Annotated in this window: 11 protein-coding genes; all 11 read left to right on the plus strand. The window is 67.4% G+C overall.

Features of this window, described 5'->3' with window-relative positions:
* Nucleotides 1-75: 75 nt before the first annotated feature.
* The 11 genes from HNR15_RS07105 (at nucleotide 76) to alaS (ending at nucleotide 15,857) form a co-directional block, all read left to right on the plus strand.
* Nucleotides 76-690 carry a PH domain-containing protein gene (locus tag HNR15_RS07105; protein WP_179480324.1) on the plus strand — a complete coding sequence of 205 codons (615 nt, stop codon included), beginning with the start codon at nucleotides 76-78 and terminating at the stop codon, nucleotides 688-690.
* 166 nt (nucleotides 691-856) lie between these two features.
* Entirely contained in the window at nucleotides 857-1,837 is a 981-nt protein-coding gene (locus HNR15_RS07110; RefSeq protein WP_179480326.1) for an ABC transporter permease, read from the plus strand.
* Nucleotides 1,837-2,772, plus strand: coding sequence for an ABC transporter permease (locus tag HNR15_RS07115; RefSeq protein WP_179480328.1), 936 nt, complete (start codon nucleotides 1,837-1,839; stop codon nucleotides 2,770-2,772). The genes HNR15_RS07110 and HNR15_RS07115 overlap by 1 nt, the downstream gene beginning before the upstream one ends.
* On the plus strand, nucleotides 2,765-4,873 hold the full coding sequence (locus HNR15_RS07120) for a dipeptide ABC transporter ATP-binding protein (RefSeq protein WP_179480330.1): 2,109 nt from the start codon (nucleotides 2,765-2,767) through the stop codon (nucleotides 4,871-4,873). Before HNR15_RS07115 ends, HNR15_RS07120 begins: the two co-directional genes overlap by 8 nt.
* Entirely contained in the window at nucleotides 4,870-6,591 is a 1,722-nt protein-coding gene (locus HNR15_RS07125; protein ID WP_179480332.1) for an ABC transporter family substrate-binding protein, read from the plus strand. Before HNR15_RS07120 ends, HNR15_RS07125 begins: the two co-directional genes overlap by 4 nt.
* Nucleotides 6,592-6,840: 249 nt before the next feature.
* On the plus strand, nucleotides 6,841-7,833 hold the full coding sequence (locus HNR15_RS07130; protein WP_218883585.1) for an ABC transporter permease subunit: 993 nt from the start codon (nucleotides 6,841-6,843) through the stop codon (nucleotides 7,831-7,833).
* 71 nt (nucleotides 7,834-7,904) lie between these two features.
* Nucleotides 7,905-9,605: an ABC transporter substrate-binding protein gene (locus HNR15_RS07135; protein ID WP_179480334.1), complete on the plus strand. Its 1,701-nt coding sequence runs from the start codon at nucleotides 7,905-7,907 to the stop codon at nucleotides 9,603-9,605.
* 98 nt (nucleotides 9,606-9,703) lie between these two features.
* Nucleotides 9,704-10,714: an ABC transporter permease gene (locus tag HNR15_RS07140; RefSeq protein ID WP_179480336.1), complete on the plus strand. Its 1,011-nt coding sequence runs from the start codon at nucleotides 9,704-9,706 to the stop codon at nucleotides 10,712-10,714.
* 13 nt (nucleotides 10,715-10,727) lie between these two features.
* Nucleotides 10,728-11,825 (plus strand): ABC transporter ATP-binding protein, encoded by a 1,098-nt coding sequence (locus HNR15_RS07145; protein ID WP_179480339.1) that lies wholly within the window; start codon nucleotides 10,728-10,730, stop codon nucleotides 11,823-11,825.
* Nucleotides 11,822-13,033, plus strand: coding sequence for an ABC transporter ATP-binding protein (locus HNR15_RS07150; protein WP_179480341.1), 1,212 nt, complete (start codon nucleotides 11,822-11,824; stop codon nucleotides 13,031-13,033). The genes HNR15_RS07145 and HNR15_RS07150 overlap by 4 nt, the downstream gene beginning before the upstream one ends.
* Nucleotides 13,034-13,160: 127 nt before the next feature.
* Nucleotides 13,161-15,857, plus strand: coding sequence for an alanine--tRNA ligase (gene alaS / locus HNR15_RS07155; protein ID WP_179480343.1), 2,697 nt, complete (start codon nucleotides 13,161-13,163; stop codon nucleotides 15,855-15,857).
* The last annotated feature ends 20 nt before the right edge of the window (nucleotides 15,858-15,877 follow it).

Raw genomic sequence — 15,877 nt, forward strand, 5'->3', positions numbered from 1 at the left:
CGTGACTGCTCAGGAGGATCTGGCTTCGTGTTCGCGGTCCGTCAACGTCCTGACCCGTCATTCCAGATGAGCGCAGTGGCGGATCCCGTGGTCGGTTCGGTCTCCCGCGGACAAACGTTCCGCAGCACCTCTGCCTGGGGCTACACCATCGTCGTCTGGGCGTTCTGTGCGCTGTGCGCGGTACTGGCGATCCTGCAGGAGCCGGCACCGACCGCCGTGCGGGTGGTCCTGTCCTGCGCGACGGCGGCGCTGCTCGCATGGGCGATCCTGCTGCGCCCCCACCTGCGGGTGGGCGAGACCAGCGTCGTGGTCTCCAACGTCTGGCGCACGCACGTCATCCCCTTCGCCGCGATCGCCTACGTGCGGACCCGGGGTCTGGTCGAGGTCGTCGTGCAGCAGGGGGATCGCGAACGGGTCTACCGGTCGTGGAACGCGCCCGGCAACACCTCCCGGGCGCCGCGCGCGAGCGACCCGCAGGCCCGCAATCACCTGCGCGGTATGGGTATCGCCGTGCAGGGTCACACCCACGCGCTCAAAGCCGGCAGCGGTGCGGCTGGGCGACTCATCGAGGAGCGGATCGATGCCGCGGCGCCCGGCGCGCCCGCTGGCGTCCGCTCCACCTGGAACGTCGCCGTCGTCGCCGCGGTGCTGACGGCGATCGTCGTGACGGCGGGCTCGTGGGCGCTGTGACGGTCATGCGCGACACGCGGACTCACCGCACCCGGAGACCCACATCGGACCTCCGCCTCGTACATAGTCGCCCTGTGGAACGTCGTCTCGTCAGAAGGAGCGCTCCCCCCGTGCATCCAGCTGTGCCCCCGTTCTGCCCCGACGGTGATCTCCCGGGGGCTCGCCCATGAGCCTCTTCCTGCTGCGTCGGTTCATCAACTACGTGATCCTCACGCTGGTGGCGACCACCTTCAGCTACATCCTGGCGAGCACCTTCGAGAACCCCGCGGCGCGCTACCTGGGCAAGAACCCCCGCCCGAGCAACGCGGCCATCGCGCACACCCTCGATCGCTATGGCACCAACCCGAACACCCCGGTGCTGGAGCGCACGTGGCACTGGTTCACCCAGCTGATCTTCCACGGCAACCTCGGCCAGGAGTACGACGGCACGAGCGTGCTGCACGACATGGTCGTGCGGTCCGGCGTCAGCCTGCAGCTCCTGCTCATCGGTTCCATCCTCGGAGCGGTGCTGGGCGTCGCGCTCGGCGTGTGGGGCGCCGTGCGCCAGTACAAGGCGAGCGACCAGACGGTGACCTATCTGTCGTATCTGATCCTGTCGATCCCGGTCTACGTGCTCGGTGTGCTGCTGATGATCGTCGCCACGGAGTTCAACGGCCTCATCGGCACCAATGCCATTGTCTTCACCGGGCAGTACACCCCGGGCACGTCCGGCTTCTGGTCGATCCTGCTGGACCGCCTGAGCCACCTGCTGCTGCCGACGATCGCGCTGATGCTCACGAGTGCCGCGTCGTACTCCCGCTATCAGCGCAACGCGATGCTCGACGTGCTGAGCGCCGACTACATCCGCACCGCCCGCTCCAAGGGCCGGCCACGCAACGCCGCGATGATCAGGCACGGCGTGCGGGTGGCGCTCATCCCGATGTCGACGTTCTTCGCCTACAGCTTCGGCCTGCTGGTCGCCGGGTCGATCTTCCTGGAGAAGATCTTCAGCTGGCACGGCATGGGCGAGTTGGCGTTGGACTCGGTCAACCAGAACGACATCAACGCCACGACGGGCTCGATCTTCTACGTGGCCATCCTGATCCTGATCAGCTCCACGCTGTCGCAGATCCTGTACGCCGCGCTCGACCCGAGAGTGAGAATCTGATGACCCTCACCAACCTGGAGATCCTGGAGGAGCCGGAGCCGTCGGCCGCACCTCTCAGCAGTTCGGCCAAGAGCGCGGGCAGCGCCAGTCGCGGGAAGCTCATCTGGCTACGGCTGCGCTCGACCTCCCGCTTCTGGATCGGCAGCACGATCGTGGTTCTGCTGATCCTGTGGGCGATCTTCGGCCCCATCTTCAGCCATCTCGGCGCCGGCGACACCGACCTGCTCAACACCGGTGTCGGGCCCAGCGGTTCGCACTGGTTCGGCACGGACGGGATCGGCCACGACCTCTACGTCGAGACGGCGCTCGGGTTGCGCATCTCGCTGGTCATCGGCCTGGTGGGCGGTCCGCTCGGCACGATCATCGCTGCGATCGTGGGGGCCTTCGCGGGCTACATCGGCGGCGTCTTCGACAAGGTCGTCTCGTGGTTCATCGACCTCATGCTGGTGCTTCCCTCGTTCTTCATCCTGCTGCTGATCAGCCCGGCGCTGAAGAAGCTCTCGTGGGTGGCCCTGGTCTTCTTCATCCCGGCGTTCGGCTGGATGATCATGGCGCAGGTGGTGCGGTCCTCGACCCGATCGCTGACCGACCGCGACTTCGTGAAGGCCGCGAGGTTCATGGGAGTGAAGACCGGCACGATCATCTTCCGGCACATCATCCCGAACGTCGCCTCGCTGCTGATCATCGACGCCACGCTCGGCGTCGTCTACGCCATCAGCTCCGAGACGGCGCTGTCCTACTTCGGTTACGGCATCCAGGCACCGCAGATCTCCCTCGGCACGCTCATCGCCGACGGCACGCCGGGTGCCACCACGCAGAGCTGGCTCTTCCTCTTCCCCACCATCGCCCTGGTCCTGCTCCTCTTCGCCGTCGGTCTCGTCGGCGACGCGTTGCGCGACGCCGTCGACCCGACCTCCGGAGTCACCCGTGACTGATGCCCCCCTGCTCGAGGTCGACAACCTGTCGGTCGAGTTCCAGCAACGCGGAGCACCCACCGTCAACGCGGTCCGCGGCATCTCCTACCACGTCAACCGAGGCGAGTTCCTCGGCATCGTGGGGGAGTCCGGGTCGGGCAAGTCGGTCTCCTCGATGGCCGTGATGGGCCTGCTGCCGAGCACAGCCCGGGTCACCGGCGACATCCGTTACCGCGGTGAGTCGTTGCTGGAGCGAGACGACAAGGCGCTGTCGCGGCTGCGCGGCAAAGAGATCGCGATGGTCTTCCAGGACCCGCTGTCCGCGCTGACCCCCGTCTACACGGTCGGCAACCAGATCACCGAGGCGTTGAAGCTGCACGACTCCGGGCTGTCGGACAAGGCCGCCGACGCGCGCGTCATCGAGCTTCTCAACACTGTCGGCATCCCGGCACCGGAACGGCGGGCCAAGGCGTTCCCGCACGAGTTCTCCGGCGGTATGCGTCAGCGGGTCATGATCGCGATGGCCATCGCGAACGACCCCGATCTGATCATCGCAGACGAGCCGACCACGGCCCTCGACGTCACGATCCAGGCGCAGATCCTCGAGGTGCTGCAGAAGGCCAAGGAGGTGACCGGCGCCGCAGTCGTGCTCATCACCCACGACCTGGGCGTGGTGGCCGGCAACGTCGACCGGGTCGCCGTGATGTACGCCGGTCGTCTCGTGGAGACCGGCACGGTCGAGCAGGTGCTCACCGCGCCGCGGATGCCCTACACGATGGGTCTGCTGCGCTCGGTGCCCAACATGCAGACCGCCGGCCGCTCCCGGCTGGTGCCGATGGAGGGACGCCCGCCGTCGCTCGCCGCCCTGCCGCCCGGTTGCCCCTTCGAGCCGCGCTGCCCGGCCTCTATCGACGCCTGCAGCACGGCCGAGCCGCCGCTGGTGCAGATCGGCGGTACGGGCCCGGCCGCCCGCCAGGTCGCCTGCGTGCGGGCCGATGAGTTCGAGCGGGGGACGCTCGGCATCGCCGACGTCTTCCCTCGCCCCGAGCCGGTTCCGCCGGAGGAGCAGGCACAGGTCAAGGGCACCAAGATCCTGCAGGTCACCGACCTGAAGCGGCACTTCCCGCTCACCAAGGGAGTGGTGTTCCGCAAGACCATCGGCTCGGTCAAGGCCGTCGACGGGATCACCTTCGACATCGAGGAGAAGCAGGTCCTCGGGCTCGTCGGCGAGTCCGGCTGCGGCAAGTCGACGACGATCCTGGAGATCCTCGAGTTGGCCCGTCCGCAGAGCGGCTCCATCGAGCTGAACGGCGTCGACGTGGCGAGTCTGAGCTCCTCCAACCGGCTGAAGCTGCGCGGCGACGTGCAGGTGGTCTTCCAGGATCCGATGGCGGCGATCGACCCCCGACTCAGCATCGAGGACATAGTCTCCGAGCCGCTGACCGTGCTGGGCGCATCGCGTTCGGAGCGATCGGCCAAGGTGCGCGAGCTGCTGGAGACCGTCGGCCTGGATCCGGCGATGTCGGGCCGCTACCCCCACCAGTTCTCCGGTGGCCAGCGTCAGCGGATCGGCATCGCCCGGGCTCTCGCGACGGACCCCAAGCTGCTCATCCTCGATGAACCGGTCTCCGCGCTGGACGTGTCGATCCAGGCCGGTGTCATCAACCTGCTGCAGGACCTGAAGGACAGCCGCGGGCTGTCCTACCTCTTCGTGGCGCACGACCTGGCCGTCGTACGCCAGATCGCCGACGTGGTGGCCGTGATGTACCTGGGGCGCATCGTGGAGCTGGGGGAGGCGGACAACGTGTTCAGCCACCCGCAGCACCCCTACACCCAGGCGCTGCTGTCGGCCGTGCCGATCCCCGACCCCAGGGTCGAGCGGACCCGTCAGCGGGTGCTGCTGGAGGGCGACCTGCCCAGCCCGACGCAGGAGATCACGGGCTGCAACTTCCACGGGCGCTGCCCGCTGTTCAAGATTTTGGACGCATCGCATCAAGAGCGCTGCGTCCAGACGGACCCGAGCCTGCGCTCGGTCCACAACTCTTCGGTCGCCTGCCACTTCGCGGAAGAGAATCCGCTGCGGGTCACCGGGGTCGATATCACCGAGAAGGAGAAATCATGAGGGCGAAGTTGACGGTTGCGACGGCTATGGGGGTGGGGCTGGCCCTCTCCCTGTCGGCGTGTGGTGGTAGCAGCGGCGGCGGCAAGTCGTCGTCGGCGTCGGGGTCGGGGTCCAAGAGCAGCAGCGCTTCGAACGGGGCGACGTCGAGCCTCCCGCCGTCGGCTTACACCAAGGCGGCGTACTCCTCGGTCAAGCAGGGCGGCACGCTGACCGGCGAGATCTCGCAGCTGCCGGCGAACTACAACAACTACCAGGCCAACGGTCTGCTGGGTGACACCCAGACGATCCAGAACCCGATCACCCCGGCCGGCGGCGGTTTCAACTTCAACCCCGACGGCTCTTACAAGATCAACCCCGACTACATCGAGTCGGCCAAGATCGTCACCTCCAGCCCGACCAAGATCGAGGTGAAACTCAACCCGAAGGGCGTGTGGTCCGACGGCAAGCCGATCACCTACATGGACGAGGTCAACAACTGGAAGGCCCTCAACAACACCAACAAGAAGTACGAGGCCGCCACGACCTCCGGGTGGGACCAGATCACCGCGGTCACCAAGGGGTCCAGCAACTACGACTACACGGTGACCTTCAAGACCGCGTACTCGGACTGGGTCGGCTACGTCTACCCGGCGCTGCCGTCGACCGTGACGGACACGCCCACGAACTTCAACACGACGTGGGCCACCAAGCAGTACCCGACCAACGGCCCGTTCGTGATCAGCAAGATCGACGCCAGCGCGCAGGTCATCACCGAGACCCCGAACCCGCGGTGGTGGGGTCGTAAGCCCAAGCTGGACAAGATCGTCTGGCGCGTCATCGACCAGAGCTCGATCGGCCAGTCGTTCGTCAACAAGGAACTGGACGTCGTCGACACCCAGGCGAACGCCGACGTGATCAAGCAGGCGTCCGGTCGCACCGACGCCACCCTGGAGAAGTCCGGTGGCCTCAACTGGACCCAGCTGACGATGAACGACAGCAAGCCGCCGTTCAACGACGTGAACGTCCGCAAGGCCGTCGCCTTCGGCATCGACCGCACCACGTTCGCCAAGGTTGTGCAGAAGGGCCTGACGGTCCCGCCGCAGACGCAGGGCAACGGCATCCTGATGCCCGGCCAGAAGGGGTACGTCGACAACTTCGGCAATGCCTACCCGTACTCGACCTCCAAGGCGGAGGCACTGCTGAAGCAGTCGGGCTACACCAAGGGCAGCGACGGCTACTACGCGAAGAACGGCCAGACCCTGGGGTTCGCGATCCTGGTGCCCTCGGGTACCCCGACGAACGCCCAGCGCGCCCAGCTGATCCAGACCTTCCTGAAGAAGATCGGCATCAAGGTCACGCTGAACACCGTCCCGACGGCGAAGTACTTCAGCGACTACATCCAGGTCGGCAACTACCAGGCGAGCAGCTTCACCTGGCAGGGCGGTCTGCTGCCGGTGTCCTCCAGCGAGCCGATCTACTACCCGGCCGACGGTGGTTCGAACTACTCCAAGATCACCGGCCCGAACCAGGGCAAGCTGTGGGCGAAGGCGCTGGGCGACCTGAACCCGACCTCGCGGCTGAAGGACATCGACGCCATCGACAAGGACCTCACGTCGTACGTCGCGATCATCCCGCTGGCCACGAGCCCGCTCATCTGGGGTGTGAAGAAGGGCATCGTGAACTACGGGCCCACCCAGTTCGAGACGATCGACTGGACCCAGGTCGGCTACTCCAGCTGATGCACTGACGGCGCTGCGGCGTCGTGACGGGGCCGGGATCCGCTGTCGGATCCCGGCCCCGTCGCGTATCGCGGTCGCCAAGACGCGCGCGACCAGGTCACGATTTGGTTGCACGTCGCCCGGGGTCCTCGATCCGGCACCGTTCCCGTGGCAGCCTTTCCCTGCAGCCCCGGGAAGCGCACTGCAATACGCGTGCGCCGAGGCAGCCAAACCGTAAAATCTCTCGTCTGGAGGCAGATTGCGTTGTCGGTGATCATCGAAAGTCCCGACGCAGCATCCGCACCGGGTGAAGGCGACAGTGCCAAGGAGATCGAGGGCAAGTCGCCCCGGCAATTGGCCTGGATGCACCTTCGGCGCGACAAGGTCACGCTCGGTGCCGGCGTGGTCGCCGCGCTGGGGATCCTCATCGCGATCGCAGCACCGATCCTCGTCAAGCTGGGAGCGATCGACAACGCGAACGACACGCATCCGAATCTGCTGACCGACAGCGGACAGACCCAGGGTGCGTTCAGCGGCGCCTCGTGGTCCCACCCCTTGGGTGTCACTCCGCAGAACGGTTCGGACCTGCTCGACCGGCTGCTGCTCGGTACGACCTACTCCCTGGTCATCGCCGTGGGCGCCACCGTCATCACGCTCCTGCTCGGCACCATCGTCGGCATCATCTCCGGCTACATCGGCGGCAAGACCGACTACTGGCTGGGCCGCCTGATCGACCTGGTGCTGTGCTTCCCGCAGACGCTGATGCTGTTGGCGCTCGCCCCGACGTTCGTGGACCTGCTGAGCAACCGGTTCGGCGTCCCCGCGGGCGCCACCGCGCACGCCACCTTCGCCATCCTGGTCCTCGGACTCTTCGGCTGGCCGCTGTTCGCCCGCGTGGTCCGCGGACAGGTGCTCTCGCTGCGCCAGCGGGAGTTCATCGAGGCCGCCACGAGCCTGGGCGCGACGCGGCGCCGGATCTACATCAAGGAGCTGCTGCCCAACCTGTGGGCGCCGTTCCTGGTCTACGGCTCGCTCTACATCCCGCAGTACATCTCCGCCGAGGCCGCACTGGCATACCTGGGAGTGAGCATCCAGCCGCCCACCCCCACGCTCGGCAACATCCTCAACGCCGCGATCGGCTACATCCAGACCGACTCGACCTTCTTCCTCGAGCCGGCCGTCGTGATCGTGGTCCTGGTGCTGGCGTTCAACCTGCTGGGCGATGGTCTGCGCGACGCGTTCGACCCCCGATCCGACCGCTGACGCGGCGACTGAACCTAACTGAATGCATCACCTGCAATTCCAATTCCGCATCTCAATCTGAAGGAACATTCATGCTCCGAGCGAACAAATCACTCACGCTGGTCGGTGTCAGCGTGGTGGGCGCTGCTCTTGCCCTCTCCGCCTGCGGCGGTGGCGGCAGCACCAAGAACGGCGGCACCAGCACCAAGAAGGGCGGCACGCTGACCTACCAGTACGCGGGCAGCCCGGTCACCTCGTGGGATCCGCAGAACAGCTACATCGGTGTCGACCTGACCAACGAGTCGCGCCTGTTCTCCCGGAGCCTGGTGCAGTTGTCCACCACCAACACCGCCGCGGCGGCCGCGAAGCCGGTCCCGGACCTCGCGACCAACACGGGCACGAGTTCCAACGGGGCCAAGACCTGGAAGTTCACCCTCAAGTCGGGCGTGAAGTGGCAGGACGGCAGCGCCGTCACCTGTGACGACGTCAAGTACGGCGCCGAGCGCAGCTTCGCGCCGGCTGCCGCGGGTGGCCCGACGTACGCCAAGACCTACCTCGGTCTGTCCAAGTACGCGGGTCCCGGCACGGCCGGTCAGTCCGACTTCGACAAGCAGGTGACCTGCTCGGGCAACACCATCACCTACAACTTCAAGCTGGCGTGGCCGGACTTCCCGCTGGCGATCGCGTCGCTGCGTGAGTTCGACCCGTACAAGAAGTCGCAGGACAAGGGCACCAAGAGCAACTACACCGTCTTCTCCGACGGCCCGTACAAGCTGCAGGGCTCGTGGGTCACCGGTACCGGCGGCACGTTCGTGCGCAACCCGGAGTACTCGGCCTCGACCGACGGCGTCCGCAAGGCGCTGCCGGACAAGATCATCTTCAAGGACAACACCAACCAGGTCACCACGATCAGCAGCCTGATCCAGGACAACCCTGCTGACCAGGCAGCCGTCACGTACATCAACGTGCCGTCGGCCAGCTTCTCGCAGACCACCGGTGCCAACGTCAAGGACCGCGTCGACAACGTGGGCACGACGTACATCGACTACCTGCAGCCGAACATGAAGCGGATGACCAACCCGAAGGTGCGTCAGGCGCTGGCCATGGCCACCGACCAGAACGCGTACATCAAGGCCCTCGGCGGGTCGGCGTACGGAACGGCGGCGTACTCGCTGCTGAACCCGACCGTCACCGGTTACCAGCTGAACAGCACCTTCAAGTCGGAGATCACCGGTAACGCGGCCGCCGCCAAGAAGATCCTGCAGTCGGCCGGCGTCCCGATGCCCTACCCGATCAAGTACACCTACTCCAACAACACCGCGAACGCCACGTCGCAGGCACAGGCCCTCGCGGCCACCTGGGACCAGGCAGGCTTCAAGGTCACGTTGAACGCGGTGTCGGCGCACTACTACCCGACCATCCGGACGCCCAGTGACAACTCGGACGTCTACTGGGCCAGCTGGAGCCAGGACTGGGCGGCAGCGTCCACGATCCTCCCGCCGCTGTTCGATGCGCGCATCAACCTGTCGTCCTCGAGCAAGAGCTCGGACTACGGCAGCTACAGCAGCAACACGGTGAACAGCCTGTTCGACAAGGCCGCTCAGCAGACCAGCCAGTCGGCTGCGGCGTCCGTCTACAACGAGGCGGACACCCAGTTGGCCAAGGACCTGGCCTACATCCCCCTGGCACAGCGCAAGTTCGTGCTGGTGTACGGCTCGAAGGTCACCAACTTCCAGGCCGGTCCCGTCACGGCCTCCTACCCCGACCTCGGAGTCATCGGCGTCAAGCAGTAGATCTGAACTGACGGTGGCCGGCCGGGCACATCTCGTGCCCGGCCGGCCACTGGTCGCCATTGACACGGTTCGAGGCCTTCGTCGTATCCAGGAGCCACATGTTCACCTATATCGTCCGCCGCCTGATCGGCGGCGTCGTCATGCTCATCGTCGTCAGCTTCGTGACGTTCCTGCTCTTCTTCTCCTCGGGTACGAACCCAGCGCAGTACACGTGCGGCAAGACGTGTACGCCGGCCATCGTGGAGCAGAACTCCAAGGTGCTCGGATACAACGAGCCGGTCATCGAACAGTGGGGCCGCTTCGTCCAGGGCATCGCCGTCGGCCGTGACTACCCGGTCGACAAGTCGATGATCAAGGACCCGAACACGATCGTGCACTGCAGCGCGCCGTGCCTCGGCTACTCACCGCAGCTGGCTCAGACGGTGACCCAGACGCTGAAGCCGCGGATCGGGGTGTCGGCGTCCCTGGCGCTGGCGGCGTTCGTGATGTGGATGATCCTGGGCGTCGGCTTCGGGCTGGTCGCGGCGGTGCGCCGCGGTGGACTGCTCGACAAGACACTCGTCGGTGTGGCGTTGATGGCGTACGCCATGCCGACCGTCGTGACGGCGCTGGTCCTCTACCAGTTCCTGGTCATCAAGTGGCAGGTTTTCCCGACGCCGGAGTATGTGGGGATCACCGACAATCCAGCGAGTTGGTTCGTGGGACTGCTCTTACCCGGTCTCACCCTCGCGCTGTTCTACGCGGGTGCCTACGTGCGACTCACACGGGCATTCATCCTCGAGACCCTGGGGCAGGACTTCCTGCGGACCGCCAAGGCCAAGGGGGTCGCTCCGCGTCGCATCCTCTTCAAACACACGCTGCGAGCCGCGCTCACCCCGATCGTCACCCAGGCGGGTCTGGACTTCGGCGCGGTCCTCGGTGGCGCGATCATCACCGAGAACGTGTTCGGTTACCCCGGTCTGGGGCAGATCGCGGCGCAGTCGGCGGTCACGTTCGACCTGCCCACCACCGTCGGCGTCGTGCTGATCCTCGCGACGTTCGTCATCATCGCCAACCTGGTGGTCGATGTGCTGTACGGATTCATCGACCCCCGTGTGAAACTGGTCTGAGGAAGGCGAACGCATGAGCAACCCAGTGACTGTAGACAAGCCCCGGCACGACGGCGCCGCCGGCGGCCCGTTGTTGAGCGTCAAAGACCTGAAGGTGCACTTCAACACCGACGACGGCGTGGTGAAGGCCGTCGACGGCGTCAGCTTCGACCTCGCGGCCGGGCAGACGCTCGGTATCGTCGGCGAGTCCGGCTCCGGGAAGTCCGTGAGCAGCAGCGCGATCATGGGCCTGCAGCGCGGGACCTCCGCGCGTGTCTCCGGGTCGGTCGTCTTCGACGGTCGTGACCTGATGGAGGTGAGCGACGAGGAGTACCGCGAACTGCGCGGGCAGGACATCGCGATGATCTTCCAGGATCCGCTGTCGGCTCTGCACCCGTACTACACCGTGGGCGCCCAGATCGCCGAGGGCTACCGGGTGCACCACCCGGATGCCAACAAGAAGGAGGCGCGCGAGCGCACTCTGGAGATGCTGGGCAAGGTGGGGATCCCGAGCCCTGCGCGGCGCATCGATCAGTATCCGCACGAGTTCTCCGGCGGTATGCGCCAGCGCGCCATGGTCGCCATGGCCCTGATCAACGACCCCAAGCTGCTGATCGCGGATGAGCCGACCACCGCACTCGACGTGACGGTGCAGGCACAGATCCTCGACCTGATGGTGAGCCTGCAGGACGAGTTCCGGTCGGCCATCATCATCATCACCCACGACCTGGGCGTCGTCGCCGACATCGCCGACGACATCCTGGTGATGTATGCCGGGCGCCCGGTCGAGAAGGGCACCGTGCTCGACACGTTCGCGCGGCCCAAGCACCCCTACACCTGGGGACTGCTCGCCTCGATGCCGCGACTGGACCAGGCACGCGCGGAGAAGCTGGATCCGATCCCGGGCAACCCGCCCTCGCTGATCAATCTGCCGACCGGGTGTGCGTTCAACCCGCGGTGTGCGCACCGGGACCGGGTGCCCGGTGACAAGTGCCGCACGGTGGAGCCGGAGCTGTTCCAGATCGGGACCCAGCAGGCGCGTTGCTTCCTGACCGATCAGGACCGGGCCGAGATCGCCGCCTCCCACGACGCGAGCACCCACGCGACCGAACAACCGCAGGAGAGTGCATGAGCGAGCAGACACAGGGTGCGCACCGGGCCGGTGGCACCGCGGTCAGCGACCGTGAGGAGCTGCTGGTCGTCAAGGGCCTGCAGAAGTACTTCCCGCAGAAGAAGGCCGGGCTGATCCGGCGTCCCGATGCCCCGGTCAAGGCGGTCGACGGTCTGGACATCACCGTCCGCCGCGGCGAGACCGTCGGCCTGGTGGGGGAGTCCGGGTGCGGCAAGTCCACGGCCGGCCGCACCATGCTGAAGCTGTTGGAGCCCACCGGCGGCACCATCAGCTTCGAAGGCGAGGACATCACCGACGCCAAGGGCACCCGGCTGCGCAAGCTGCGTCGCGAGATGCAGATGGTCTTCCAGGACCCCTACGGGTCGCTGAACCCGCGGCACACGATCGGCAGCATCATCGCGTCGCCGTTCGAGATCCAGGCGGTCAAGCCCGAAGGGGGCGTGAAGAAGGCCGTTCAGGAGCTGATGTCCCGGGTGGGCCTGAACCCCGAGCACTACAACCGCTACCCGCACGAGTTCTCCGGCGGTCAGCGCCAGCGGATCGGCGTCGCGCGTGCGATCGCGCTGCGCCCGCAGCTGATCGTGTGCGACGAGCCGGTGTCGGCGTTGGACGTGTCGATCCAGGCGCAGGTCGTCAACCTGCTGGAGGAGATCCAGGACGAGCTGCAGCTGTCCTACATCTTCGTGGCCCACGACCTCTCGGTGGTGCGCCACATCTCCGACCGGGTCGTCGTGATGTATCTGGGCAAGGTCATGGAGGTCGCCGACCGCGACACCCTGTACGAGGCCCCGCAGCATCCGTACACCCAGGCGCTGCTGTCCGCCGTGCCGGTGCCGGACCCCGCGCAGTCGCGGGACCGCGAGCGGATCCTGCTCACCGGAGACCTCCCCAGCCCGCAGCATCCGCCGTCGGGGTGTGTCTTCCGCACCCGGTGCTGGAAGGCGCAGGACGTGTGCGCCACCGAGGAACCGGTGCTGGAGCAGGCCGACGACGGGCGCGATCACCAGCTCGCGTGCTTCTTCCCCTCGATCACCACCGACCGCCCCACCGACAGCACCGCGCCGTCGATGGGTCGGCGCGCGCGCGGCGGCCGCAGCAACACGGCCGACACCGCCGACACGGCCGACACCGCCGTCAACGACGGCGACGCCAGCTTCGTGGCACCGAGCAGCGGCGACTCCGGCTCCGAGGGACCGACTCGCGTCTGACCCGTTCGATCGCCGCCTGCCCGCACAAACCCGTGCGGGCAGGCGGCGTCGTCGGTTGTAGGGTCGGGCGCGCCGTACTTCACGGGTGGCCCTGCTCGTCGTCGCCGCCCACCGACCAGGAAGCGTCATGGAAACCGCCGAGATCCGTCGCCGTTGGCTCGCCTACTTCGAGGCGCGCGGGCACACCGTCGTACCCAGCGCCTCGCTGATCTACGACGATCCGAACCTGCTGTTCGTCAACGCGGGCATGGTGCCGTTCAAGCCGTACTTCCTCGGCGAGCAGCAGCCCACCTGGGACCGTGCCACCAGCGTGCAGAAGTGCGTGCGCACCGGTGACATCGAGGAGGTCGGGAAGACCTCCCGGCACGGCACGTTCTTCCAGATGAACGGCAACTTCTCCTTCGGCGACTACTTCAAAGAGGGCGCGATCGACTTCGCCTGGGGTCTGCTGACCACCAGCCAGGCGGACGGCGGTTACGGCCTGGACCCGGAGCTGCTGTGGCCGACCGTCTTCCGTGACGACGACGAGGCGTACGCGCTGTGGCGGGACCGGATCGGCGTGCCCGAGGCGCGCATCGTGCGCCGCGACGAGGAGGACAACTACTGGAGCATGGGCGTGCCCGGCCCGGGCGGTCCCAGCTCGGAGATCTTCTACGACCGCGGTGCCCGGTACGGCGCCGCCGGCGGCCCGGCGGTCGACGAGGACCGCTTCATGGAGATCTGGAACCTGGTCTTCATGCAGGACGAGCTGTCGGCGTTCCGCACCAAGTCCGACTTCGACATACGGGGACCGCTGCCGCGGCGCAACATCGACACCGGGATGGGCCTGGAGCGGATGGCCTCCGTGCTCCAGGGCAAGGACAACCTCTACGAGATCGACGAGGTCTATCCGGTCCTGGCCAAGGCCGCGGAGATGACCGGCCGCACGTACGGCGCGAAGTCCGGTCATGCCGCGACCAGCTCGCACCCCGACGACGTGCACCTGCGCGTGGTCGCGGACCACATCCGCTCGTCGCTGATGCTGATCGGCGACGGGGTGACCCCCGGCAACGAGGGGCGCGGCTACGTGCTGCGACGGATGCTGCGCCGCGCGGTGCGCGCGATGCGACTGCTCGGCTACCGCGACCACGCGCTGCCCCAGCTGCTGCCGGTCAGCAAGGACCGGATGAAGGCGAGCTACCCCGAGCTGGAGACCGACTTCGCGCGGATCAGCCAGATCGCGTATGCCGAGGAGGACGCCTTCCGGCGCACCCTCGACGCCGGGACCACGATCCTGGACACCGCCGTGACGAAGGCGAAGAAGCAGCCGTCCCCGCAGCTGTCGGGGGACGCGGCGTTCCAGCTGCACGACACCTACGGCTTCCCGATCGACCTCACTATGGAGATGGCCGCCGAGCAGGGCGTGCAGGTCGACGAGGCGGGCTTCCGCTTCCTCATGCAGGAGCAGCGCGACCGCGCCAAGGCGGATGCCAAGGCCAAGAAGTCCGGGCACGCCGACGTCGGCGTCTGGACCGAGCTGCTGTCGCTGGGTCGCACGGACTGGCAGGCGTACGAGCACCTTTCGGTCGAGGCATCGGTCGTCGGGCTCGTGCGCGACGGTGAGCGCCAGCAGGAGCTCGAGCCGGGCGCGACCGGGCAGGTCGTGCTGGACCGCACGAGCTTCTACGCCGAGTCCGGTGGCCAGATCGCGGACTCCGGCGACATCGTCACCGACCAGGGCGTGCTGAAGGTGCTCGACGTGCAGCGCCCGGTCAAGGGACTGGTCGTGCACACCGTGCAGGTCCAGGACGGGCCCGTGCGGGTCGGTGAGCAGGTGCAGGCGAAGGTCGACCCCGGCTGGCGGGTCGCGGCCTGTCAGGCGCACTCGGGCACCCACGTGATCCACGCCGCGCTGCGCCAGGTGCTCGGCCCGTCGGCGCTGCAGTCCGGCTCCTACAACAAGCCGGGCTACCTACGGCTCGACTTCGCGTGGGGCTCCGCGCTGTCGCCGGAGACCCGCTCGGAGATCGAGGAGGTCGCGAATCTGGCCGTGCGCAAGGACCTTCCGGTGTCCGCACAGTTCATGACGCTGCCTGAGGCGCGTGAGTGGGGCGCCCTGGCGCTGTTCGGTGAGACCTACGACGAGCAGGTGCGCGTCGTGCAGATCGGTGGCCCGTGGTCGCGGGAGTTGTGCGGTGGCACCCACGTCGCGCACTCATCCCAGGTGGGCGCGCTGACCCTGACCGGTGAGTCATCGGTCGGCTCCGGCGTACGCCGTGTCGAGGCCTTCGTGGGCATGGACGCGCTGCACTACCTGGCCGGCGAGCGGGCGATGGTGGCGGAGCTGTCCGGGCTGGTGAAGGTGCAGCCGGCCGAGCTGCCCGCGCGTATCTCCGAGTTGCTCACCCGGGTCAAGGACGCGGAGCGGGAGATCGCCAAACTGCGCCAGCAGCAGGTGCTGGCCGGCGCAGGCGACCTGGTCGCGGGCGCCAAGGACGTCTTCGGTGTGCGGTACGTCGGCCACGATGCCGGTGCGGCGAGCGCCGACGAGGTACGCGCCCTGGTGCTGCAGCTGCGCGACCAGCTCGGTGACGCGACGCCGGCGGTCGTGGCGGTCACCGGTGTCAGCAAGGATCGGCCCGTCGTGGTCGTGGCGACCAACGCGCAGGCCCGCGAGTGGGGCGTGCGCGCCGGCGATCTCGTGAAGGTCGCGGCCGGCGTCCTGGGCGGCGGTGGCGGCGGCAAGCCCGACCTCGCCCAGGGCGGTGGCAGCGATGCCGGCAAGACCGGGGACGCGCTGACCCGGGTCGAGCACACGGTGGGCGAGACGGTCACGGCCCGGTGACCCCGATCGATCCTGCCGCG

This window comes from Allobranchiibius huperziae (genome assembly GCF_013410455.1).
Classification (GTDB): Bacteria; Actinomycetota; Actinomycetes; order Actinomycetales; family Dermatophilaceae; genus Allobranchiibius; species Allobranchiibius huperziae.